This window comes from Mesorhizobium sp. 113-1-2 (assembly GCF_016756475.1).
GTDB classification, from domain to species: domain Bacteria; phylum Pseudomonadota; class Alphaproteobacteria; order Rhizobiales; family Rhizobiaceae; genus Mesorhizobium; species Mesorhizobium loti_C.
Window position 1 is genome coordinate 4,678,493 of record NZ_AP023242.1, and the last position, 23,460, is coordinate 4,701,952.

A 23,460-nucleotide genomic window follows, 5' to 3' on the forward strand; every position below is an offset into this window, starting at 1 on the left:
TTTCTGCCGCTTGCAACTCCTGCAAGTCACCCATCAGACGCCAGAACGGTATCGCAATGACCAATGTCTCCAGCCCCGCGCAGTTCTCTGAGCGCTGGAGTGCCGCTCCTGAGCCGGGCGGGCCTCCTGCGCAAACCGCCTCGCCGTTGTGGTCCGGCTTTTGCGGTCAGATGGGCGAGGCATTTCATGCTGGAGGCAACGCACCGTTCGCCTACAGCCCAGCCTGGGAACCTGGCCCGGCAAGCTCATCGGGGACGTGTGACTATCAGCGAGCTCATGCCGAGGTTTCGGACGCCAACAGCGACGTCTTCGACAGCTGGATCACCACGCTGGCAAGCTGGACACAGGCCGGAACGGCAACCATCGGCCAGCAGGGCGGTCCAATCGAAACCGCGGCGCTGGCGGCGAACGGCGACCCATTGATGAGGGGTGGCTGGAATTGAAGTCAGCAACGCTTGTATCGCGGAAGCTTGTCTTCGCATTGATTGCTGTCGGCCTGTGGCTGATTTCTCAAGCAGCACATGCCGCCGATCCGGATTTTGACGAGAGCCATGCGTTTCTTCATGTCGTGATCGACGGGAAGCCCTACCGCCTGGACAGTCTTGTTGTGAAGAAAACGGGGTCCGCGGGGCGCCTGCCGGTTGCGCTGATTACCCATGGCACGGCTCTTTCCAAAGCAGAGATACGTAGTGAAGACACCGACAAGTTCGCGCCACGAGCGCGTGACCTAGCGTTAAGGGGCTGGCTCGCGGTTGTGGTTATCCGCAGGGGATATGGCCGATCAGACGGGGCTGTTCCGCAAGAGAGCTGTAAAAGACCGCGTGTCAAAGAGGGCATTGACGCCGCTGCGGACGACCTTCAGGCCGTCATGGATGTGATGAAAGAGCGGCCGGATGTCGATCCGTCGCGCATCATCGCAATCGGGGATTCGACGGGGGGTGCGACGGTCGTCGGACTTGGTGCACGCAACCCGCCCGGACTGGTCGGAGTTGTCAGCGTTTCAGGAGGCATGCGCCTGGAGTGCGCGAACTGGCAGGACAAGTTGATCGATGCATACGGGGCATATGGGTCAACCAGCCGCGTTCCTGATCTTTGGATATATGCCAAGAATGACAGTTATTTCGGACCTGAACTGACCAATCGTTTGCGAGCCGCGCTGGTCGGTGGAGGCGGGAATGTGAAGTTGGAAGAACTCGATCCCTTCATGAAGGAAGGTCACTACCTCTTTCTTCAGGGAGGAATGCAGTGGCTTCGAGAATTGGATGATTTTCTCCAGAACCACAAACTGCCGACATGGAGTTATACGGACGTGTCCGCGCTGCAGAGGCATCTCGCTCTAAGATTTGGCGGTCAGCAGGTTGCAGTGGCTTACCTCACTGCACCAGTACCGAAAGCGATGGCTTTCTCTACGCACGCTAGGCTCGCCTACTACCAATACGATGGCGACATCCCCCTTGCGACGATTCGCAATTTGGCACTCGCAAGGTGCAAGGAAGCCAGGAACTCTGATTGCAGCATCGTAATGGAAAACGACCGCTGGGTTGGGCCACAATGAACTTGCGCCGTCATGGATAGCCCCGGGATGACGGCCGCACCACCAGAGCCGCTCGATTCCGGCTTGCGGGCGCTGTGCGGCATCGCCGCCTTCTATCGAATCGCCGCCGACCCCCGCCACCTGGCCACCGAACTTGCTTTGACCGGACGCCTTGCAAGCGAGCGCGACCTTATTCGCGCCGCCGCGATTGTCGGTCTCAAGGCACGCGTCGTCGGCAAGCTCACGCCCAAACGTATCGAGACCCTTCCAGTGCCGGCGATCGTGCGCGTTGCCGATGGTTCCTTCCAGGTCTTTGGTGGCAAGAACCCCAGTGGCAGGTTCCGCCTCGTTGATCCGATCACGCGTATCGACCGTGAACTCACAATCGAGGCGTTGCTGCAGGAGATCGGCGGCCACATCGTACTGATCGGGCGGCGTTTGCGCGGGCAAGGCTCGGATCCGCGCAGCTTCGGCCTTGGCTGGTTCCTGCCCTCGATCTGGCGCTACAGGAAGCCGCTCGCCCATGTGCTGCTGGCGTCGCTCTTCGTGCAGATCTTCGCCCTGGTCACGCCCCTGTTCTTCCAGGTCGTGGTCGACAAAGTCCTGACCCATAAGGGCTACTCCACGTTGTTCGTGCTGGTCGCTGGCATTGCCATCATCGGGCTGTTCGATGTCATGCTGCAATATCTGCGCAGCTACGCTCTCTCGCACACAACCAACCGCATCGATGTTGAACTGGGCCAAAAACTGTTCCAGCATCTGCTGCGTCTGCCGCTCGGCTATTTCGAGACACGGTCGGCCGGCCAGACCGTGGCACGCGTGCGCGAGCTCGAGACGATCCGCAGCTTCCTGACCGGGCAGGGGCTGTTTTCGGCTATCGACCTCGTATTCACCTTGGTCTTCATCGCGGTGCTTTACGCCTATTCCTGGAAACTGACCCTCATCGTGGTCGGCTCCATTCCGCTCTACATTCTGATCGCATTGCTGGTGCGGCCCACCTTGCGCGCAATGATCAAGGAGAAGTTCAACCGCGGCGCCGTCAGCCAGCAATTCCTGGTCGAGGCCATCGTCGGCATCCAGACGGTCAAGGCTGGTGCGGTGGAGCCTGTGATGCAGGCGCAATGGGCCGAGCGTCTGGCCGCCTATGTCCGCACCTCCTTCGATGCAACGATGCTGAGCGCCGGTGGCCAGAACGCCATACAGTATGTCTCAAAGCTCTCGACGGCCTTGCTGCTGCTCTTCGGGGCCAAGGCGGTGATCGATGGCGAAATGTCGGTTGGCGCGCTGGTTGCCTTCAACATGATCGCCAACCAGACGGTCCAGCCGGTGCTTCGGCTCTCGCAACTATGGCAGGATTTCCAGCAAGTGCAGATCTCCGTCGACCGGCTTGGCGATATCCTCAACACGCCCATGGAGCGGGCGCCACAGACCAGCCTGGTGCTGCCGCCTCCAAAGGGCGCAATCGACTTGCGCAACATCACCTTCCGCTACCGGCCGGGTTCTCCTGAGGTGCTCAAATCGATATCGCTGTCGATCCAGCCTGGCGAGGTGATCGGAATTGTTGGCGCCTCCGGCTCGGGCAAGTCGACACTGACCAAGCTGATCCAGCGCCTGTACTCGGCCGAGGAAGGGCAGGTTCTGCTGGACGGGGCCGACCTTTCCCAGGTCGACCCAGCGTGGTTGCGCAGCCAGATCGGCGTGGTGCTGCAGGAGAATCTGCTGTTCAACCGGACCATCCACGACAACATCGCCTTTGCCAACCCGACTTTGCCCCGGGCCACGGTCATCGCCATCGCCAGGCTCGCCGGCGCCGACGAGTTCATCGCCAGGCTGCCGGCGGGCTATGACACCATGATCGAAGAGCGTGGCGCCAACCTCTCGGGCGGCCAGCGCCAGCGTATCGCCATTGCCCGGGCGCTTGCCACAAATCCGCCGATCCTGATCTTCGACGAAGCCACCTCGGCGCTCGACTACGAGAGCGAGCGAGTCATCCAGACCAATATGCATCACATCGTGCAGGGGCGCACAGTCATCATCATCGCCCACCGCCTCGCGGCCGTGCGGCCTTGCCACCGCATCGTCGGCATGGCCGACGGCCGTATCGTCGAGATCGGCAGTCATGCCGAACTGATCGCCCAGCCTAACGGCGTCTATTCCCGTCTTTGGGCACTTCAGAACGATCAGGTGACCGCCTGAGATGAACGCCAGAACCCCGCCGCCCTCTGCCGGCCAGCCGATACCCCCGCTGCCTTCCCGCAAGCCCCGCCCCAGGCGCTCGGATCAGGAGTTCCTGGCGCCGGCGCTGGAAATCCTGGAAACGCCGCCTTCGCCGGTGCGCATGGCATTGATCCTGATCATCTGCGCCTTTGTCGCCACCACTCTCGTCTGGGCTTACTTTGGGCGTATCGACATCATTGCCTCGGCCCAGGGCAAGTTCGAACCGACCGGCAAGGTCAAGATCATCCAGCCACTGGAAACCGGTCGGGTCAAAGCGCTGCCGCCGGTGGAAGGCACGCATGTCAGCCAAGGCGATGTGCTGCTTGAACTCGACGCAACCGAGGAGATCGCCGATGAGGCCGGGTTCAAGCGCGATCTCGTCTCCTCTCAGGCGGAAGCGACGCGCCGGCGCACAGCCATTGATGCGGCTCGCGAACAGAAGCTCCCGTCCAAGGCAACCATCGCATGGGGCGATGACGTTCCTGATCTGTTACGCAGCCGCGAGCAGAATATTCTCAATGGCGATCTCGGTCAGCTCGCGTCAAACCTGGATTCGCTCAAAGCCCAGCGCCAGGAAAAGCTAATTGAGCGTGATCATCTGGCCCAGACCATCGAGACACAGGAATCCCTGATCTCGACGCTCCAGGCTCGCGTCACCATGCGAGCTGCTGCGCAAGCCAAGGATGCGGATACAAAGTCCAGTGTGATCGATGCCACGGAGACCCTCAAGTATCAGGTCACGCAACTGGCCATCCAGCAAGGTCAACTGGCCGACGCCGAAGCGGCGGCCTTGGTTCAGGAGCGCGAGATCGACAAAGCGCTCGAGGCATTCATCAGCGACAACACGCAAAGACTTGGCGATGCCGAAAGGCAGGTCGATGATCTCACTCAGAAGCTGGCCAAAGCCACCGCCGAGCGTGAGCGCAAGACCATCGTCAGCCCGATCTCGGGCATGGTTGAGGAGTCCGTGATCACCAATGTCGGCCAGGTCGTCACCATGGGCCAGGAAGTCATGCGCATCGTGCCTGACGACTCCAAGCTCGAACTGCGGGTCTATGTCCTCAACACCGACATCGGCTTCGTCAAGGCAGGGCAGGAGGCCGTGGTGAAGATCCAGTCTTTCCCCTTCACGCGCTATGGCACCATCACCGCCAAAGTGGCCAACGTCGCCACCGATGCCATTCCGGAGCCCGATGCCACGCAGCTCGAAGGCAATCCGGCGGCGCAGATCTCCAATGCGACCTTTGCCGGCGCCGAGCGCACACAGAACCTGGTTTTTCCGGTCACGCTCACGCCGGACAAGACGGTCATGAGCGCGGACGGCCACGACGTGCCCCTCACACCAGGCATGGCCGCCACGGTGGAAATCAAGACCGATAGCCGGCGAATTCTGGGATATGTGTTCTCGCCGATTGTGGAGGTGACGTCGGAGGCGTTTAAAGAAAGATAATTGATGGATCGGGCAGATAGATAAGTAATATCAGATAGTTGTGGGAGGCCGTGTGCAAAAATCGCACACAAAAGTTCTGCTTCTCTTCTTTTTTCGTTCCCACGACAGAGCCGCCGACAATCCTATTCGGATGTTCTTTTGCCGACGATATTGGCCGCTTCGTCGCAGACGTTCGCCACGATTTCCGTGGCACCGCAGTGTCCGATGCGGCCTTCAGTTCCCCTGGGGTTCCTGGAAGGTTTTCGAACTTTCTGCGTCGCGCCTCAGCTCGAACTGCGGGTGCTCATGGACAAAGTGGGACGCTAAATTCGGTTTTTGGATAATTTGGGAAAGGGCGACTTATCTCACTGCGCCACCCTGATAGTGCGCGGCTGTACGCACCTCCAATTTCGCCACGTTCGCAACCACCGCTTTGCGCCTAAACGCGCCATTGCGCTGACGACGCTCCAGATCCTGTAACCGATCATTGCATCTGGTGGGCGTCCAGCTCTGCCACTTGGGCAGCGACGTTTGCCATAGGGTCATCTGCCGTGCTCACGCGGCGAACGTCCAAGTGTTGCTGGGAGCTTTCACTGTCATGAAGCTCATCGATCCAATGGCCGACTGCAAATTTTCTGACGACCGGGGCTGGCAACAAACGCTTATTAGTATATCTCTGGAGCTGGTCGAAATTTACTCGGACGGGGGCAGTTGTGAAAATATTCTGCAGTCTAGCTGTTTTTCTTACGTCCTGCCTAATTGGGCTTGGATCCGCTTTTGCGACAGAACCGGACATGAGCGGCCAATGCTATGGTCCCACGAAGGCTCTAACGCCCGAGTTGAAGGCGGCGTTTGTCGAGGAAGTCAGCGCTCTGGCTATCAAGGCTGAGCATGATCATGGCATCCCCGCTCCAATCCTCGCAGCCATGTCGATCGACGAAAGCGGCTATGGTACAACCCAGCTGGCGATTGCCACCCACAACGTGCTTTCCTATAAATGGGGCGGCAAATCCGGACCGGGCGAGCGCGCGCTTTTCACACTGAGCTGTCAGGACAGGCATGACAAAGGCAATGTCTACGTTATCTTCAAGGACCGCGCGGACGCCGCCGATTTTGTCGCAAACATGCTCGCGACGTCGAAATACTACAAGGCTGCGACGCGCGCTTACCAGAAAGCCATAGCCTCGGGAGCCGATAGGGAGAAAAGCGCAAAGACCTGGTTCCGCACGATCGCGCCGACCTACAACCCCTACCATTCCCAAGCCTACATCGCCAAAGTGTTGAATGCCGCAGACAACCCGATCGACGTCACGTCGGGCAAACGCGACCCCAAGACCACCTTGTGGAGTCTTGCTGCCGTCACGAATGCTACCAAGCCGACAGACACCAAAAAGGGCGACGGGATCCAGGACCATTTGGCGGCAGTCAAGAAGGCGCAGCTGGCCTCCTATGCGATGACCCGGGCCACCAACAACTGCCCGTCACCTGACACCGATCTCCTCGGCTGGCCCGCCCAGAAGCTCAAAGCGTGCGATTACAAAGTCGGCTCCAAGGCAAAACCGCGCAGCGCGCATGTCGTGCTGCTCGATGTGCCGTCCGAACGAACTGTCGCGTGGATAGAGACGGCGTGTGCCAAGCAATTGCCGGGGTTATCCGGGTGCTTCGAGGTGCTCTTGGGGTGTGCGAAGGGCAATTCCGGCATGATGGTCCCGGTCAGTGGCAACATGATGGAAGACATGGATGGCGTCCGCTGGAAGAATTATTTCTTCCGTAACGGTATGACCGTCACGTTTGAGTCGCAGGAAAACGGAGGCACCAATCAAATTAGCGACGCGCGGCAAATCGACCTTACGAAGATGCCGGACTCCGCCGTCAAGTCCATCCCATCGGGTGTCACAAGGTTTTGGCGCACTACGTCGCAACAGTTCGCGAAGCAGTTTCCCACCGAGGGTGCGCCGGCGAGTTTGAAAACTGCCGCAGAGCGGCAGCAGTGGCTCGACGTCGCAAAGAAGGAATTGCTCGATGCCCTCTCTAAACCTGAAAACCGCTTGCTGACAGCATGGGTTGCCGCCCACCCGAAAACCCTGGCGAAAGGCGCGTGTCCCGCGGATAAAGACCCATAGGATACGACGCCACCGGCTGCTTCCCGGCGGGCAATTGCGTCCAACGACGGACCTATAACATCAGGCACATCGCAAATAGCCATGTCTGCGTCGCGCACGGTGAAGTTGAGAACCTCGAGTACCTGATCTCGTCGTCCCGCAGCGGCTCGATCAATGTCGACGCAGATGGGCGTTCGTTGGTGAACTCCACACGATCACCGATCGTACGGTTCTGGTTGGCGAACACCGGGGCGAAAGTCGACGCGTCGAGTTGCTCTCTCTGCGCCAGGATGAGGTGGCGATACGGGGCAAGCTCGTGGATTTCGTCGAAACGTGAGGAACTCGGCCCTGAGCCGACGATCGATGCGGCGAATGGGCGGGCGCTGAGTCATGGGTTGAGAAAGTCCGTGAATCTCGGTGCACGTAAGTGGGATCTCGAACCAAAATTCGCAAGACAGCCCCTAAGGTGGCCCATCTTTGGCAAGCAGTCTGACACGCAACGTGCGTCTACCCCCTTTACCGACCTAAAAGGCGCCATTTCGCCCCCAAAGCGGACGACGAGCGGTTCTATAATTGGACGTCGACTGGTTTCCTGGAAGCTTTTCCAACTTTTTGTCTTGCACCTCCAGCCGAATAGCGCGCGCGCGAAGGAGGCTGGGTTCTGAGAGTTTCCCATCTGATAATCTTCGTTGACATCTGGCGGTGGGGTTCACGTCGGAGGAGGGCAGGCGTGCCGTGTTCAGATCGTTTCACTTGTAAACGACATTCCTGGTGGGCGTCATGCGCTTTGGGTCTACCAAGCGGCAAGAATCGAGGTATGTGCGCCCACTCTTTCACCGCCGTCACTGAGAAACCACACAGCCTACCTGAATGACTGAAATCTCGCATACAAAACTACTCGCCCGAAAGATCACTGATTTCTGCCGTCTCCGTTTCGACCCTGTGCTCCCTCCTCAAGAAGGCGGGCGCATCAGAGAATTTCTGCTCAACCTCATCTCCCGCGCTCAAACCCCGCCGCGAAAACTCCGCAGCTATGATTGGCAAGAAATCGGCATTTAATGCGGCCTGGATGATGATGCGTTGCGAATTGCCAGGACGGCCCTTGAGCGCGCATTGGACGCAATCGTTCGAAACACGGAGGGCTCGTCGAGGCGGGCGACCATCGGCCCGTCCCGCAACGCCAAACCGGAGCGTCCTCGGCGAAGCCGTCCGCAGCCGGGCCTACTTAAGGCATTAGGCGCCTTCGCTCGTCGGGGCAAGTCGGAAGAGGGATACCGGCCAATACAGTGCGGGCACTGAATTCGCTTGCTAACTCGACGCCTCCGCAAGTTAAGGGGCGGTTTCGCAGCCTTAAATCGCGCCCCGCAAACACTTCTGTCATAGTACGATTACCGTCTCGGACTAACCGGGGTTGCTTTTGCGTCCGCGTGCGTTTCGGCGTGCAATTGGACGCCGATCAGGGGTCAAAGTTCGGCGCCGATTGAAGTTGGCTTGACCAACTCGTTGTCAACGCGTCGACATTACCGGAAAATCATCACTTTGACGCCGTCGACCAGCCACTTGAACCGGCTCTGTTCATGGCATTGGCAACCATTTCCCGACGGCTTCGCCTATCGTGATGACATCAATAGAACGGAGTGATATGCTTGTTTGCTAATGTATAACAACCAGAGTGGTGCGAAGAGGAGGGGAAGGTGGTAGAGAAGTTTATAGCAGAACGATCTGCATCAGATTTTCACAATAGCCTTGAAGATTTCTGCAACATCAAGTCGAGTGTCGAAAGAAACAACTATAATATAATTCGAGCAGGTGACATCTTGTTGGCGCATAGGTGCGAAAATATCATTGGGATCTGTGTTCTGCACAAACATTTTCACCTCCTTCCCGATGAAATTTTGGTCCGCTCAAGGCATGATAAATGCTTTCTCTCAATCCCGCGGAAGTTCGACGCCGCCGACCGATATCGACCTGTCTCATGGGCGTTTGATTTGGATAGTTCCCAAATATTTGGGATTGAGTATGCTCGGTTCGACGGAAACGATGAAGATTATCCCAGCACGGTGGTGGTCGAGTCGATTATGGAATGTCTAAAGCAGAGCGATCTAGCCGCCTTCTTCGGGCTGGTATACATGCCATGGTATGAAATGAGCGCTGAAGCATTTGAGTACAGCGACCCGGCGTTGCGCGCTTCATTGGTCATAAGTCGTGATCAGCTTAGGTATCCGGTACGAACTGAGGAATTCGCACAGTCTGTTTTTGCCTTCGAGAAACGCGACGGCATTCTTGCAGTTACCGAAAAAAGCAAATGCCCTGTTTATTGCCTAAACTGCCAACCGTCAACGTTGCTATCGCCCGAAATTTGCGCGTCTGAGCAATCTCTGGATTCAATATACGATCATATGATCAGAATTGCGAACAATTTCGACCCGGACGCTGCGCCATGACATCTGGACAAGTTTGGTTTCTGATGATATTTATAGTTCCATTTATCCCTGCAGCGCTTGTATTTTACATTATAAAGCCAGTTGCGGGTGACGCAAAGGTTGGTGGTAGCTTATTTTTATTTAAAGACCTGCGGCTTGATCTTGGTGGAAGTATTGCCACTTACGTTGTGATTGTGGTAATGGCCGTAACTGCGTTCTTCATAATCAATCGCAGCGAAGCCATCGCTGTAACCTTCCGAATCCTGCCCGCAAACAGCGCGGGGGAAATATTATCGTACGAAGATGTAAATTGGACAAAAGTAAGAGTCGATACATTACAATTAGGTGTTCAGGCCAAAAATGGAACGAAATACTACGTCGGCGGATTCAAGGAAGATCCGAAGAAGGAATCCATCGAGTCTTCGGGGGCTTTGGAATTCCTGCATTCTGACTTTGGAGCTGCCGTGTCTCTAGAGTTAAGGGGAAGTAGCTCAGTATCGCTTTTTGATCAGAAGGTTCCTCTGTCGGACAACTTGGCGGTGAAAGTTGTCATAGCGGATGAATTATTGAACGACTGGACCTCCTTGGTTGATCTACAGGCTGAACGTATCTCGAAATCCTCCGACGAGAACGTCAGTAGAAAATTGTTCTTATTTCGAAACGGGACCAATACGAGCCTGCCAAACATTCGATTTGGCTCTTGGGGTCTACTCGGCCTCAAGTCGATGTCCATGGTCACCCGTCGCATAAGCCAGGCCGCCATGTCAAAATTTATCGCCAGCGACTTTTCTGAGATGAGATCACAGGTGAAGGTCGACAATCAGCGTTTGATTGACTCTGCGACCAGGATCTTCATGAACGCATCGGAGTCGGGGCAGGTAGAGTGGAGGGCAGCCCAATCCCAAGGCGCGGTGCCGGTTGTTGTGAGGGATGGCTCAGCTTCGATTCTTTTTGCCCCTTCTCCTCGCGCTTCATTTGACCCACCGATAATGCCTGGGGAAGGCGTTGCAGTTCAAGTAGTTGCGGTTCGAGATTTGGAACCCATACTTAGCGGGAGTGATCCAATCACCATTGGGTACGATTATGGGGCGATATTTGCCACGGGTATGATAACTGCGGAGGGGGGCATTGACCTGTGCGGAAAGAACCCAGAGGTAGTACTCGATCAGCCAGGAGGAAAGCGGATACTGGGAGACGATGAGGTGTCTAATACAAGTAACACCAGAGTGGTTATGGTGAAAAATGTAAAGAAAGGATCGCGGCTAAGCATACCTGTCTCGTTTACCTCGAGCGGGTGCCCGTGACGACTACTCAGTCGGTACTTCAGCAGCCGGGTTGGCAAGAGGATGTTTTTGGTGTTAAGGGCTGCAATGCAGTATGGGTAAACTACGCCTTTTGGCGAAATATGAATTGGGACCTCGCGAATGCGAGTTGCTCGGATATAGAGCAGTGGCTGTTAGCACAGTTCGCTTTAATCTCTTATCCCCACACGCAGGCTAACGCACTACATGACCCGATTTGGATCGACGCGCGTAGTGTGCGTGCCGTTAGACCCCCGACTTATGGTCGCACTGTGATTGTCGAATGCCTAGGTCATCTATTTGAGATAAAGGGTGTCGGCTTACGCTTGGACGCCCATCCAACTCAGGAGCCCTACGGGAGTGGGCTTTTATCGCTGCCCACAGCGCTGGGCGAGTTGTTTACGCAATCTTTGATTGAAGGTTATCTGCGAGCCGAAACGTCGAATTTCGACGTTGTGGAATGCTTGGGTGTCATTCAATGTAAGCGGTTAGCTCACAGCGTATCCGGACTGAAGTTCCACGGCATGAGCTGATCGATGCGGGAGATTGTCCAGCCCTTGGCGATGCGCTCAAGGGTTTGCTGGAGCCAGGCGAGTGGATCGACGCCGTTCATTTTTGCCGTCTGCAACATGGTGGCTATGGTCGCCCATACGCGTCCACCGCCTTCGGAGCCAGCGAAGAGACTATTTTTTCTGATTATTGTTTGCGGCCTGATGGCGCGCTCGACGATATTGGAGTCGATTTCGGCCCGGCCGTCGATGAGGAAGTGTTCGAGCGCTGCGCGACGTGACGTGGCATACCGGATCGCCTCGGCCAGTTTTGACTTTCCGGAGATGCGAGGCAATTCCTTTTCCCATAGCCTGAACAGGTCGGCAACGATCGCCGCGGACCGATCCTGGCGTGCAGCCATGCGAGCCACCGGACTATGGCCCCGGATCTCATCCTCTACCTTCCACAAGCCGGCCATCGTTGCGACCGTCTGTGATGCCAGACGCGAGGCGCCGCTGATGTGCAACTCATAGAAGCGCCGGCGTAAATGCGCCCAGCATCCTGCGAGCGTCATGGCATCATTGGCTCCAGCACTTGCCTTGGCGAGCTTGGTGTAGGCGGAGTAGCCGTCAACCTGCAGAATGCCCGTGAAGCCCGCGACGTGCCGTGCGACACACTCGCTGCCGCGACTGTCTTCGAAGCGATACGCCACCATGGGCGGCGCTGTTCCGCCATACGGCCGATCATCGCGGGCATATGCCCATAACCATGCCTTCCGGACTTTGCCGCTGCCCGGCGCAAGCGTTGGTAACGACGTCTCGTCCGCAAACACCCTTTCAGCCTGGCGGATGCGCTCCAGCACATAATCGGCCAGCGGCTGAAGCTCGAAGCCGACCTTGCCCATCCATTGCGCCATCAGCGCGCGGCTGAGTTCGACGCCATCGCGGGCATAGATAGTTTCCTGTCGATAGAGCGGCAGCCCATCGGCATATTTGGAGACTGCGACCTGGGCCAGAAGCCGCTCGGTGGGAATGCCGCTCTCGATGATGTGGGCAGGTGCCTGCGCCTGGAATACGCCGTCATGGTTTCTGTAGGCATATTTCGGGCGGCGAGTGACGATCACCCGGAACTTCGCCGGCGTGACGTCCAGACGTTCCGACACATCCTCGCCGATCAGCAGCCGATCCAAGCCCTCGCAATCCTCGGGCACCTCCGGCTCGATGATCTGCTCCACCCGCTCAAGATGGGCGGCAAATCCCTTGCGCGGACGGGGTGCGCGCCTCGCACGATCCGGGGCTACAGCTTCCAGATCCGCAACCGCCTCGGCGACGCCGCTCTCGATCTCCTCGAACACGAAGGCACATTGCTCGTCGCTCAGTCCGCCAATGCCCAGTCGCTCCGAGCTCCTGCCATAGCGCGACCGCTCCAGCATCTTCACAATCGCCGTCAGGGTGGCGATACGTTCGTCGGCTGCCTTGATGCGTGCCTCAGCCGCTTCCGCTCGGCTATCAGAGATCGCGATCCTCTCGGCCGCATGGCGTTCGTTTCGCGCAGCCTGGTTCTCCAGAAGCGCCGCCTTTTCGGTCAGCGCCAGAACCATCGCCTTTAGCGCATCAACGTCGTCGGGAAGGTCTGCGGCAGCCGTCTCCATGGCTGACATCACAGCACAAGAGTGACCTTTTTCCCAATCATTTCAGAGTCATGATTCACTTTGCCTCAGGCGTTTCAGCCCACGCTCCGAGGCCGCTTTACCGCTACCGGCCGGACCCGCTTCCAGTCCAGGCCGTCGACCAGGGCCAAGAGTTGCGCATGGTTTAGTCGGACACGCGCGGGCCCGATCCGCGGCCAGCAAAACTGCGATTTCTCGAGCGTTTTTGCATAGAGACAAACCCCTGATCCATCCCACCAGACGATCTTCACCCGGTCAGCTCTTTTCGAACGGAAGACATAAAGGGAACCATCGAAAGGGTCCACACCGCCGTCGCGAACAAGCGCCATTAAGGAGACCGGTCCCTTGCGGAAGTCGACCGGCGAACTTGCAACATAAACCGTCACGCCCGAAGGGATCATGCCGCCCGTACCGCTCGGATCACCCGTGCAAGATGATCCGCGTCCACGCTGCTGCCCACCCGCACAATCAAGTCGCCAACGACAATTTCCACGGGCGCGCTGTAGAGCGGCTCAAACCGGGTGAACTGAAGCGCCGGATCACCGCCACCCGATGCCGGCTGGTCCTTTCCAAGAGCCTTCCGCCGCCAGTTGAACAACTGCGATGGCGCAACGCCGACACCGCGCGCGATCGCCGAGATGTTTGCGCCAGGCACAAGCGTTTCCGCCACAAGCCGAGCCTTCGCCTCCTCCGACCATTGGCGCCGGGCCCGAAGGGGACGGATATCAAGATGCTCGATCACCTGACTGTTTCTATCATCAGGCATAGGCGTGCTTATAGAAATTCCCATCATCAGCTCCAAACAGAAAGCCGATGAATCTCAAATTCAGCTACCCGCCGCTACGTGGGGTTCCCTTGCCGCTTACCATTCAATTGCCCATTCGCTTAAACGACCAGTGGTCAGGAGTGTCGATACCTCAGGCGCTGCTAATTCGACAGCACTATCCTCGCCGCGAGGTTTTTCCCGAGTTTGCGGTGCCTGGCACCCGTCAGGTTCGAGACAACTTTATGATCGAGCAGTTTTTACGGCGATTCAGCCTTACGACCTGCAATCCGAATAATAGTCTTACAATCAGCGGGGGAGGGAATCTGCCATACGTCGGCACGGCGGGGAGCGTAGTTCCTCCGGAGAATCTCGTGATAGGTTTGGGCGGACTATGCGCCCAAGAGGGGATATCGATTCCGGCCGTTTTTGATTTGATTAATGTACAGTGCGCTTATCGGACTAGCCCCGCCATCATGCCGTTGCTTTTGGACTTCGAGCATATCCGGTTCATTCGGGTAGCTGGAAATCATCTTTCTCAGATAGTCTCTTTGCAGGGAGCGCCTCTGGTGGAGATTATCCCGTTTGATTCGGCTTCCAACGGAAGATTTCCTCGGAGACGACCCGCATCGAGTACGTTGCTAAAGACGATAGGCTGCGACGAATTGTTTGATGGCCCGCAGTCTGTTAATCTATTTGGTAAAGCTGTAGAAATTTCTACTATTTTTGTTTGTTTAAGAACTGAAGATATAAGTACAATTAAACGATTTAGCAATTGCTTAAGGCGGGCGGCTACGACGAAGGTGCCATTTTCGGGGAAAGGCGTCAGAACTATTGCTGACGTGCTTTCCTATATAGGCTTCGCCGAAGCGATTTAGGCGGCTGGTGATCATTGTGCGCGTATTTGATGACTAGGCGACCGTTGGACAGAGATCGTCACGCCTCAAACTGACAGGTAGCGGACCGCAGGGTAACGGTACTCGCAGGCGACGAGGTCAAGGGTAAAAGTAGCCGGCGTCGGTAGCGGCAAGACCTCCGGCTTTGTTACCAGATGCGTCACTCAGATGCCTCTTGTAACCTGCTCGGCCCTATGGCAGCCTGATAGGCTTTGCGCGGCGTGAGTTCCACGAAGTTTTAGAGAAGAGGCCGGCACGGGCTGTGCCAAAGTGGGGATAGGAGAGCTGTCCGTCGATGCGATCGTCCGTTTCATTTGATCGGACTGCGCTGGACTGCGTGGGAGTTGCGTTCGAATTTCCGTTGCCAGTACCTCAACTAGTAGAGCTGGGACAGCGTTCCCAAGTTGACGTTGTACATCGTTGATCGAGCCCAGAACTTCGAATCCGTCCGGGAAGGTCTGGGCGCGTGACCGCCGAGCCCATCGACAACCACGCGGTTGCACTCCGCGGCCCTCGTCGCGCAACCAGTCTGCCCATGAACCTGCCTATCGCTCTCAGCGACATCATCGAGCTCATCAAAAGAAATCCAAATGGCAAAGGCACAGATCGGAATCCGGTCGCTCATCACGCGTCGACGCTGAATACAAAGCACTAGTCGAACGCTCAGTGGCCCTGAACACCCGCATCACCGAGATCCGCCGAGAAATCAGCGATGCTGAAGCAGCGATCGCCGAAGACCGTGCACGTGGCGGCGCGCGTCTGCAAGGACCCATTGCAAAACTTGTTGGGGATTCTGATGCCGCTGCAGTCGACCACCGCAAGGAATTGCACGCTCTGCGGCAGGCTGAATCGGATCACTTGGAGGGCCATCGGCGAAGTCCAGAGACAAATTTACGGCCGCCGCAGCGTAGCTTCGCGCGCCGTCATCACGGCAGTACAGAGCGAGTCCGCAGGCTGGTCGGCGCAGTAGCCACAGAAACTGTCCTGGCCTTGACGCCAGTTCGCTATTTGCCCGGCACGCTATAAACCGGCATCAAGGGAACTCCTGTTGCTGGCGCGGCGACGTTTGCACGGAATCTCGGAGTTTTCGCTGGCGGCGTAGGAGTTGATACGTCCGTCGGCTTAGCATTGACAAGCGCACTTGCGGCAAGAGCTTCTATACTTGAGATTGAACAATAGCTTGCGTACTGCCTCAATCCGAAGTCTGCGGCTGCATAGGCATCGATGTTATCGTCCGGGGTGCTCGACAAGGGTGCAAGAAGGGCAGTTTGCGAATTTCGCATGCTGGTTTCTACGGCTGTCTTTATTTGAAAAAGGGATTGAGAGTAAGCATAGTCTCGGGCAAATGCTTGGACTGCGGCATCCGTCACCGAAATTCCCGCGGTCCACGTGGCGATCACCCGAGCAGACGCCTTCGCTGCTGCAAAGGCCCCATTAGAGGCCGGAAGAGCCATCTGAAGAATATCGTGGCCAAAATTGCTCCCCTGCCGAAGCTGGGCGATGTTGTCGAAGAAGGCGGCACATGCCCCGTCAACTTCCCGCATTCCGCCGACCGCATAGCCCCGTGGCGTGAGCCCGAGTCTTCTTGCGGCCTGAAGCGATGAAGCGCGTTGAACAACACTCGCAACAGGCGGCTCTGTTACGGTCGCAACACAGCCACTCAACACAGTCCCACCGGCAATTAAGCAAACAAACCAAAGGTCATCAATGAGAATTGCTGCCTCCCCTCGACTTGACATGCGCCCCACAAAACACTCTTACTAAAAGAAAAGGTTGTCAATACGAATCGAAAAATAGGCTTGTTGAAGTCCAGCAGGTGATTCAGCGAAGACGTAAGGGGCGGGCCAGTTGGTCCGACAGCCAAAGCGTCCGATGCTCTCACCAAGGTTCTCGATTGGAGTTGAGCCCTTCGGCCCAAGGGGAAGTTGCGGCTCAAGCCAGGGTGATCAAAATCCCCATTCAGACTTCTTGGCGAGAGCAGTTGCGGTCATGAGAAAATACTCGTCGGTCCCCCAAGCGTCTTGATACAGTTTGCGAACGACCTTCAGCCAGTTTGCACCGGATGTGTCATCATTTCCACCAGCGTCGTGATACTGCTCGGAAATCTTAGATTGTATTCGCGCATACTGGCCGACCGCGCTAACGTTAGCAAAAGTCGCATTGATCGCCGAAGTCAACTCCTGATATGAGAGGACGCGGGTGGGGTATCCGTCTGGCATGGTGTCCAGTTTGACGGTCACGCCATCGAAAAATGGATAGGCTTTATTCGCTGGCGGCGACATTTCCTCAAGATGGATGCCGCGCACCAGGAATTGAAAGCCAGGCCTCGTTCGCTTCGGATGCCAATTCTTGCGCGAATGATTTCATTGTACGAACCGCACGCTTTGACAATCGCGGTTACGATCCAGCGAGCGACTTGATTCGGCGCAGGGTCTAACATTGCTGCCAAACCTTGCTTTTCTGTCCCGTTATCATCCGTCTTGGAGTATTCCCACAATCGTGTCGGAAAATTTTCCCACGTCGTCACCTGTATCGCCCCGTGATCGACGGTCTGCAGATCATAGCCGCCCAAACGAGTTATGAAAGCCTCCATCTAGGCTGCGGCATTCTCGAAGGTCGGCATTGGAATGCTCCTTGCGTAAGTAGATTACTAGAGCCGCAAATGCATGGTGGAAAGTCAATAGACATCCGTGAAAAAAAATGCAAACTTGTGGAAGCATAGGAAATATGTTGACTTCCACGTCGCCGCTATCGCACGCGACGCGTAAGTAATGGTACCGGTGTCGCCTGGACTATCCTTGCCGAATTTTGGCTGTTTTTCCGTGAGTTTGCCGTGAATGAGCTTTATATGGATCGATACGTACTCTAATTATGAAAGTCGGTATTCGTTCTTTTGGTCGCTTTGAGGAGTAATCTTTACGGAGGCTTAGACAGTTGGGAAGGCAGCGCTGCTTCGTAGTTTTTGTTTTGCTGTACAATCAAGGTTCTTTGAGCCGAGGGCTTCGCAGGGAGGCGTCTGAGTTGCGAGAGGGGCGCAATCGATGATAGGCACAAGAAAAGTAATCCCGGGCAGCTTTCGCGCTATTCCCCCGGGGGCAGTGTTGATTGGCCCTACCGATCCTACGGCCGTGATCGACATCACTATCCTCCTTGAGGGTGCCCGTGACATCTCCGATCAACAGATAGCGCACCATCTCTCTCGACCCGCTGGTCAGCGCGCCCCGCGCGAGATTGGCGCTTTGAAGGCTTCGCTGGCAGCCACCGATGAAGCAGTCAAAGAGACGCGTGCGTTCCTTCAGAGCTTCGGCATCGAAGTGACAAAGCAGGATCCTGAGCAGCAAGCCATGCGGGCAAGAGGCACGGTGGCTAACATGGAGCTTGCGTTCGATACGACCCTGACAGACTATCAGGTTGGTGCAGTCGTCGAACGGTTGCGCGAAGGAGCGTTGTCTGTCCCGCAAGCGGCATACCCCTTCATTCGATCGGTGCTCGGCCTCGACAATCGACGCGTGGCAAGGCCTAGGTACCGCGCCGCCGCGAGCTCCGCCGCTTTCTATCCAAATGAGCTCGCGAAACTCTATGGCTTTCCGGATGGCGATGGCGAAGGGCAGGTCGTCGCTATCATTGAGCTCGGCGGAAATTACGATGAGGAAGACTTGAATGCCTATCTCGCTGCTGCTGGCGTGGGTGGATCGTTAAGAATTCAACGAAAGCAGGTCAACTCTGTTCTACCTGTCCCCTATGGCTCCGATCCGGACAGCGACGGAGAGGTTATGCTTGATATTGAGGTGGTGGCCGCTATAGCGCCGCGCGCTTCGATCGTCGTCTACTTCGCGGACAATACCGATCAGGACTTTTATCAGGCGGTCTCCGATGCAGTTTACGATCCCGCGACTACGGCAGTTTCGATAAGTTGGGGCGGTCCAGAAGACACATGGTCCTACCAGTCGATGGATAGCTGGAATCTCCTAGGTCAAAAGGCGATCCTACTCGATGTGGCGATCTTCGCGGCGGCTGGCGACAGTGGCTGCGCCGACCGCCTACCGACCGACCCTAGGTTCGATGGTATGCGCCACGTCGATTTCCCGGGATCGTGCGCAAACGGCATCGCCTCCTGTGGTGGGACTAGCCTACGTGCTGACGCGGGGGGCGTCGCAAGCGAAAGCGTCTGGAACGATGGCCGCGGCGGTGCGACCGGCGGCGGTATCAGCACGTATTTTCAACAACCAAGTTGGCAAAAGGGCATTTCTGCTGAGGGAGGCCTACCGCTCGCGATGCGAGGCGTCCCCGATATTGCGGGTGATGCCGATCCAGAAACGGGCATTCGAGTCCGGTATTATGGCGCGGACACGACGCTGGGAGGCACCAGTGCAGTGGCGCCGCAGTGGGCCGCGCTCACCGCTTTGCTGGGACAGAGGCTTGGCCACAAGCCCGGATTTTTTTTGCCCCTCCTGTACGACAACCGAGGTGCAGTAAGCCAAATTACAAAGGGCGACAATGACGCATATGGGGTGAAAGGGTTCTCGGCAGGTGCGGATTGGAACGCCTGCACCGGTCTCGGAACACCAAAGGGCGACAAAATTCTAGGACTGCTTGCCGCCAGCTCGGGAGGCGTTGCCGCAGGCTCCATTACCCCCGTCTCCGACCTTGATCTGGAGGCGGACCCAAGCCCAGAAATTAAGTTGGCGCAGAGCACGGCTACCACCTTTGATGCGAAGCAGGCGCTGTTTCTTGGGCGGTGCGTCGATGCAGCCTACACCATGTACAGAGCCAATCCCGCGATCACCACGCCTCAGCCCGGCGCCGATTTTCCGGCTGGCTATGATCTTGTGGCTTGGATTCGGATGCAGGACTTTCTGTTCGGCCGGACGGCACCGCTTTTCTACGGATATGTCGCCAAAAGCCGTGCCGATCCGACACAATTCGTGCTGGCGCTACGAGGTACCGAAACGCCCACGGAGTGGATTGACGATGCATTGTCGGTCCGCAAAGTTGCCTTCAGCGTTCCAGGCTGCGGTCAAGTCGGTGAGGGCTGGGCCCGCATTTACGAAACGTTGGAAGTCATAGCTGTGCCTACTGGTGCCTCGGCAGCCGCCTCTGCATCGGTATCCCTAAGGACGACTGGCAGCTTCTCAAAGCAGGTGACGGCGCTCATCGGCCGCCATACGGCGGTATCCTCAAAACTGGCCGGGCTCGACAAGACGGCGACGCTGCAAGTCAGCGCCCATAGTCTCGGCTCTGCACTAGCGACCCTCTACGTGATGGAAAATGCCAAGACGGACCAACTTGAGAATCCTTTGCTCTGCACCTTCGCCTCTCCCCTTGTTGGCGACCGGACTTTTGCATTGGCGTTCAACGCACTGGACATTACGTCGTGGCGGATCGTCAACTTGCCGGATCTTGTGTGCTACCTTCCGCCCGAGTTTCTGGGTTTTCATCATATCAACAGTCTGCAGCAGTTCAGTGCTCTCTCGAAGGTCAAGCCGAACGAGTCCTGCTGGCATGCGATGGCCACCTATCTGAGCCTCCTGGATCCAAGTCTGACGCCACGTACGGACTGTCAGGTAGATGCGATGGCCCTTGCAAAGCGCCAGGTTGCGGGCGCCAGTTTCGACGTGGTGACGACAACGGACGTGGGACCGTTGACACTGAACTTGACGATCAACATCCAAGGGGGAGGCAAATAAATGCGCCGCCGTGCGGAGCTAGACCACGATAGACTTCGAGACGCAAAAACTAGCCTGCCCGCTCTCAAAAACTCTCGAGAAGAGATGCAGTGACACTGCCTGTTGTAATGGGGTAGCGCGTTAAAGAGAAACGCTGGGAGGAACTCATGGAAAGCTCGTCGATACTAACTACGCTCGTTATGTGCGGCTTAATGGGAATGCTTGGCCAGGGTATCCGTGCGGCCGTGGGGCTTAAAAGCAGTGCCACGCTCTCTGCCCAGAATCCTGGGCAGCAAGCTCAATTCGACGCTGCCTATTTTGCGCTGAGTTTGATGATAGGTTTCATCGCCGGGGTTCTGGCGGGAATTGTCTTGGGACTTAATACTCTTATCAAGATTGATCCGTCTGACCCAAAACTGCTCGTAGGACTTGCTGCCTCTGGCTATGCGGGCACCGACTTCATTGAAAACGCCTTTACAAACGTCATCCCAAGGCTTTCTACTTCAACGGGCTCGGCATCGGGTCAAGGTGGCGCCCAGAGTCGCATCGCGTTGCAGTCCAGTGCTCGCACAGAAGGCCTGTCGACGAGTTCTCCCGTAACCGACAACGCTACTCCATCGCCCTTTGCTGGGCTCGTTGCTGCGCTGAAGATTGCAGCGCCAAGGGTCAATACTGTTGCGTGGGGGCCAGCTCTAACTGCTGCCTTTAGCAAGTTTGACATCAGTACGGATCGCCGGATGGCTGCCGCAGTAGGCCAGTTCTTGGTCGAAGCGGGTGCCGGGTTCCAAGAACTCGTCGAGAACCTGAATTACACCAGCGCCGAGCGTTTGGTTGAGATATTCCCCAGCAAGTTTGCAACCGTTGCTGCGGCAGAGCCGTATGTGGGCAAGCCCGAGGCGATTGGTAACCGTGTCTATGCCGATCGTCTGGGCAATGGCGACGAATCGTCCGGCGACGGTTGGCGGTTTCGGGGTAGGGGCCTTATCCAGATCACCGGTCGTGATGAATATAAGGAGCTTGGCGATATTCTTGGCATCACACCCGAAGAGGCAGCAACCTACTGCGAGAGCATAGAAGGCGCTGCGATGTCGGGGAGTTGGTATCTTTCGTCTCGCGGATGCCTCGTGCTCGCCGATAGCTGGTTGATCAATAACATCACCCGACGCGTCAATGGCTCGGCGATGGTCGGCGCTAACCAGCGTCTTTCATATTCGAATTCAATGCTCAAGGCGCTGGGAGGTATCTAGCCAAAATCAATGGAGACAACTCAGGTCCAGATCGCGCGCGGACAGGCGGCCGGGCGATCGGCATCGATCGCGATCCCGAAAATCTTCGCCACGTCCGCGAGTTGGGCGCGGTTGCGGCGTTCCTCGCCAATGACATGCTCGAAAGGCGTTGGACGCGGCGCATCGGCTGGTTATTGTCGCAACGATAGTATTGTGTGCTAGTGGTGACCCGACAGGGTCACGAATAAAGCCGTTTGGCTCCGGCGGCCTCAACCATATGCCGGCGAGGAGGGGCGATGACTTCTGCGCTGAGAAACGTAGTTCTGTCTGCTTGCGTGGCTGCGTCGCTCTTTAGCGCGCCGGGACACGCCGGCACCATCAAACATGTGTTTGTGATTGCCATGGAAAACCGCGATGCGAAAGTCATTTATGATGACTCTCACAGAGCTCCGTTTATCCATGACGATCTTCTGCCAAAGTATTCACACGCCACCAACTTTATCGACGAGCTGCCTGGTCTAGACAGCGAGCCCCACTATGTCTGGATGGAGGCCGGTACCAACAGCTTTGCGGACCATACATTCAAGTCGGATGCTGACCCGATCGCATCACACGGCAAGAACGCCACGAGGAATGGTAATCACCTGGTACGCCAGATGGAGACTGCTGGTGTATCCTGGACAAGCTATCAGGAAGGACTGGATGCGCAGCGGACCGGTTCATGCCCGGTCGCTAGCAGTAGCCGTACCTTTTATGCCGCGAAACACAATCCGTTTGTTTTCTTCAAGGACATAGCTGGCGATCCGCCCTCCAAGACCGCCGCGCTGTGCATTCTACACACCAAAGCATATACTAGCTTGGCAGCCGATTTGAGTGGTGGCAACGTTTCCAGCTATGTCTTCATCACCCCTAACCTGTGCAATGATATGCACGGCGCACCAGGCTGCATCAAGGGTCACCCTATCACGCGCGGCGACAACTGGCTGAAGACGCAGTTGCCGCCGATCATTGAATGGGCGAACAAAAATGATGGGATAATTTTCATCACCTGGGACGAAGGATCAGGAACGAATAAAATGCCATTCATCGCCATCGGTTCTGGCGTGAAGGCTGGATATGCCGGAAGCGCAACTTACAACCATGGTTCCATGCTAAAGTCGATCGAAGAAATATTCGGTCTTCCTATCCTTGCCTCGGTAACCTCGAACAACGACTTGTCCGATCTATTCAAACCGGGATCCTTTCCGTGAGACCCAAAAAATAGGCGCCGGATCGCACGTGAGCGCCACGAGACGCAGCGAGCCAAATCGAGGCGGCCTGACAAACGGGCAATGCAACTCCAAGCTTAACTTATCGAGAACTACCGGCATTCAGATCATTTTTGCGGCCAATGACGACGATGAGGTAGGAAGCGGCAGCCCCACTCAATTGGCCATGATGCTCGATGGCCCTGAAAGGCGCGGGCACTTGTCTTCGCCATCTCAACGGTGCGCCGCACAGTAAGCATGTCGAGCGAATAGCGCAGCGGACTTGAACCGTGGTTCGTGACCTTACGCTTGGCAACGACTCGCGTTTGCTAGCTCGGCTCCTCTGCAAGTTATCGGGTGGTTTGCAGCCTTAAATCATGTCCCCGCAACCACTTTCATCATAACTCACTGGCCGTCTCGATCTGATCGAGGCGGTCTTTTGGTGAACAAAGACGCCTCGCCGCGCTCTGTCGGCCCACTTGCCAACCGCGTATCTGG

At 56.8% G+C, this 23,460-nt stretch carries 18 protein-coding genes; 11 read left to right on the forward strand and 7 right to left on the reverse strand.

What is annotated here, in order from left to right:
* The first annotated feature begins 56 nt into the window (after nucleotides 1–56).
* The 7 genes from JN279_RS22590 to JN279_RS22620 all read left to right on the forward strand — a co-directional run bounded on the left by JN279_RS22590 (nucleotide 57) and on the right by JN279_RS22620 (nucleotide 11,009).
* The gene (locus JN279_RS22590; protein WP_202350277.1) at nucleotides 57–443 is read left to right on the forward strand and encodes a hypothetical protein; all 387 of its coding nucleotides are present in this window, start codon (nucleotides 57–59) and stop codon (nucleotides 441–443) included.
* Nucleotides 440–1,555, forward strand: coding sequence for an alpha/beta hydrolase family protein (locus tag JN279_RS22595; RefSeq protein ID WP_202350278.1), 1,116 nt, complete (start codon nucleotides 440–442; stop codon nucleotides 1,553–1,555). Before JN279_RS22590 ends, JN279_RS22595 begins: the two co-directional genes overlap by 4 nt.
* A gap of 27 nt (nucleotides 1,556–1,582) precedes the next feature.
* On the forward strand, nucleotides 1,583–3,730 hold the full coding sequence (locus JN279_RS22600; RefSeq protein ID WP_202350279.1) for a type I secretion system permease/ATPase: 2,148 nt from the start codon (nucleotides 1,583–1,585) through the stop codon (nucleotides 3,728–3,730).
* Between the two features lies 1 nt (nucleotide 3,731).
* Complete coding sequence (locus JN279_RS22605) at nucleotides 3,732–5,201, forward strand: HlyD family type I secretion periplasmic adaptor subunit (RefSeq protein ID WP_244734091.1); 1,470 nt, start codon at nucleotides 3,732–3,734, stop codon at nucleotides 5,199–5,201.
* A 773-nt stretch (nucleotides 5,202–5,974) separates the two neighbouring features.
* Entirely contained in the window at nucleotides 5,975–7,303 is a 1,329-nt protein-coding gene (locus JN279_RS22610; RefSeq protein ID WP_202350280.1) for a glucosaminidase domain-containing protein, read from the forward strand.
* A 1,673-nt stretch (nucleotides 7,304–8,976) separates the two neighbouring features.
* Nucleotides 8,977–9,726 (forward strand): hypothetical protein, encoded by a 750-nt coding sequence (locus JN279_RS22615; RefSeq protein WP_202350281.1) that lies wholly within the window; start codon nucleotides 8,977–8,979, stop codon nucleotides 9,724–9,726.
* Nucleotides 9,723–11,009, forward strand: a complete 1,287-nt coding sequence (locus JN279_RS22620; protein WP_202350282.1) for a hypothetical protein — start codon at nucleotides 9,723–9,725, stop codon at nucleotides 11,007–11,009. The genes JN279_RS22615 and JN279_RS22620 overlap by 4 nt, the downstream gene beginning before the upstream one ends.
* 490 nt (nucleotides 11,010–11,499) lie before the next feature.
* Here JN279_RS22620 and tnpC read toward each other — a convergent pair whose 3' ends face one another.
* The 3 genes from tnpC to JN279_RS22635 form a co-directional block, all read right to left on the reverse strand.
* Entirely contained in the window at nucleotides 11,500–13,146 is a 1,647-nt protein-coding gene (gene tnpC, locus JN279_RS22625) for an IS66 family transposase (RefSeq protein ID WP_446720356.1), read from the reverse strand.
* A 74-nt stretch (nucleotides 13,147–13,220) separates the two neighbouring features.
* Nucleotides 13,221–13,565 carry an IS66 family insertion sequence element accessory protein TnpB gene (tnpB, locus tag JN279_RS38950; protein WP_202350284.1) on the reverse strand — a complete coding sequence of 115 codons (345 nt, stop codon included), beginning with the start codon at nucleotides 13,563–13,565 and terminating at the stop codon, nucleotides 13,221–13,223.
* A complete protein-coding gene (locus tag JN279_RS22635; RefSeq protein ID WP_244734095.1) occupies nucleotides 13,562–13,906 on the reverse strand; it encodes a transposase in 345 nt (114 codons plus the stop codon). Before JN279_RS22635 ends, tnpB begins: the two co-directional genes overlap by 4 nt.
* Before the next feature lie 71 nt (nucleotides 13,907–13,977).
* Between JN279_RS22635 and JN279_RS22640 the strand changes: the two genes are divergently transcribed.
* On the forward strand, nucleotides 13,978–14,805 hold the full coding sequence (locus JN279_RS22640) for a hypothetical protein (protein ID WP_202350285.1): 828 nt from the start codon (nucleotides 13,978–13,980) through the stop codon (nucleotides 14,803–14,805).
* A gap of 182 nt (nucleotides 14,806–14,987) precedes the next feature.
* Here JN279_RS22640 and JN279_RS38955 read toward each other — a convergent pair whose 3' ends face one another.
* The 4 genes from JN279_RS38955 to JN279_RS22660 form a co-directional block, all read right to left on the reverse strand.
* Nucleotides 14,988–15,326, reverse strand: a complete 339-nt coding sequence (locus JN279_RS38955) for a DNA cytosine methyltransferase (RefSeq protein WP_202350286.1) — start codon at nucleotides 15,324–15,326, stop codon at nucleotides 14,988–14,990.
* A gap of 160 nt (nucleotides 15,327–15,486) precedes the next feature.
* A complete protein-coding gene (locus tag JN279_RS22650; RefSeq protein WP_202350287.1) occupies nucleotides 15,487–15,693 on the reverse strand; it encodes a hypothetical protein in 207 nt (68 codons plus the stop codon).
* Between the two features lie 134 nt (nucleotides 15,694–15,827).
* Nucleotides 15,828–16,367, reverse strand: coding sequence for a hypothetical protein (locus JN279_RS22655; RefSeq protein WP_202350288.1), 540 nt, complete (start codon nucleotides 16,365–16,367; stop codon nucleotides 15,828–15,830).
* A 402-nt stretch (nucleotides 16,368–16,769) separates the two neighbouring features.
* Nucleotides 16,770–17,129, reverse strand: coding sequence for a hypothetical protein (locus JN279_RS22660; RefSeq protein WP_202350289.1), 360 nt, complete (start codon nucleotides 17,127–17,129; stop codon nucleotides 16,770–16,772).
* Nucleotides 17,130–17,864: 735 nt separating this feature from the next.
* On the opposite strand from JN279_RS22660, the gene JN279_RS22665 reads away from it, so the two are divergent.
* The 3 genes from JN279_RS22665 (at nucleotide 17,865) to JN279_RS22675 (ending at nucleotide 22,965) form a co-directional block, all read left to right on the forward strand.
* On the forward strand, nucleotides 17,865–20,510 hold the full coding sequence (locus JN279_RS22665; protein WP_274608579.1) for a lipase family protein: 2,646 nt from the start codon (nucleotides 17,865–17,867) through the stop codon (nucleotides 20,508–20,510).
* Between the two features lie 146 nt (nucleotides 20,511–20,656).
* Complete coding sequence (locus tag JN279_RS22670) at nucleotides 20,657–21,736, forward strand: glycoside hydrolase family 19 protein (protein ID WP_202350291.1); 1,080 nt, start codon at nucleotides 20,657–20,659, stop codon at nucleotides 21,734–21,736.
* A gap of 275 nt (nucleotides 21,737–22,011) precedes the next feature.
* Nucleotides 22,012–22,965 carry an alkaline phosphatase family protein gene (locus JN279_RS22675; RefSeq protein WP_202350292.1) on the forward strand — a complete coding sequence of 318 codons (954 nt, stop codon included), beginning with the start codon at nucleotides 22,012–22,014 and terminating at the stop codon, nucleotides 22,963–22,965.
* The last annotated feature ends 495 nt before the right edge of the window (nucleotides 22,966–23,460 follow it).

Excerpts from the sequence above, each read along its gene's own strand:
- JN279_RS22590 (WP_202350277.1), top strand. The coding sequence starts at position 57 with ATGACCAATGTCTCCAGCCCCGCGCAGTTCTCTGAGCGCTGGAGTGCC.
- JN279_RS22600 (WP_202350279.1), top strand. The coding sequence starts at position 1,583 with ATGACGGCCGCACCACCAGAGCCGCTCGATTCCGGCTTGCGGGCGCTG.
- JN279_RS22605 (WP_244734091.1), top strand. The coding sequence starts at position 3,732 with ATGAACGCCAGAACCCCGCCGCCCTCTGCCGGCCAGCCGATACCCCCG.
- JN279_RS22610 (WP_202350280.1), top strand. The coding sequence starts at position 5,975 with ATGAGCGGCCAATGCTATGGTCCCACGAAGGCTCTAACGCCCGAGTTG.
- JN279_RS22620 (WP_202350282.1), top strand. The coding sequence starts at position 9,723 with ATGACATCTGGACAAGTTTGGTTTCTGATGATATTTATAGTTCCATTT.
- tnpC (WP_446720356.1), bottom strand. The coding sequence starts at position 13,146 with ATGGAGACGGCTGCCGCAGACCTTCCCGACGACGTTGATGCGCTAAAG.
- tnpB (WP_202350284.1), bottom strand. The coding sequence starts at position 13,565 with ATGATCCCTTCGGGCGTGACGGTTTATGTTGCAAGTTCGCCGGTCGAC.
- JN279_RS22640 (WP_202350285.1), top strand. The coding sequence starts at position 13,978 with ATGAATCTCAAATTCAGCTACCCGCCGCTACGTGGGGTTCCCTTGCCG.
- JN279_RS22650 (WP_202350287.1), bottom strand. The coding sequence starts at position 15,693 with ATGGCCCTCCAAGTGATCCGATTCAGCCTGCCGCAGAGCGTGCAATTC.
- JN279_RS22655 (WP_202350288.1), bottom strand. The coding sequence starts at position 16,367 with ATGCGGGAAGTTGACGGGGCATGTGCCGCCTTCTTCGACAACATCGCC.
- JN279_RS22665 (WP_274608579.1), top strand. The coding sequence starts at position 17,865 with ATGATAGGCACAAGAAAAGTAATCCCGGGCAGCTTTCGCGCTATTCCC.
- JN279_RS22670 (WP_202350291.1), top strand. The coding sequence starts at position 20,657 with ATGGAAAGCTCGTCGATACTAACTACGCTCGTTATGTGCGGCTTAATG.
- JN279_RS22675 (WP_202350292.1), top strand. The coding sequence starts at position 22,012 with ATGACTTCTGCGCTGAGAAACGTAGTTCTGTCTGCTTGCGTGGCTGCG.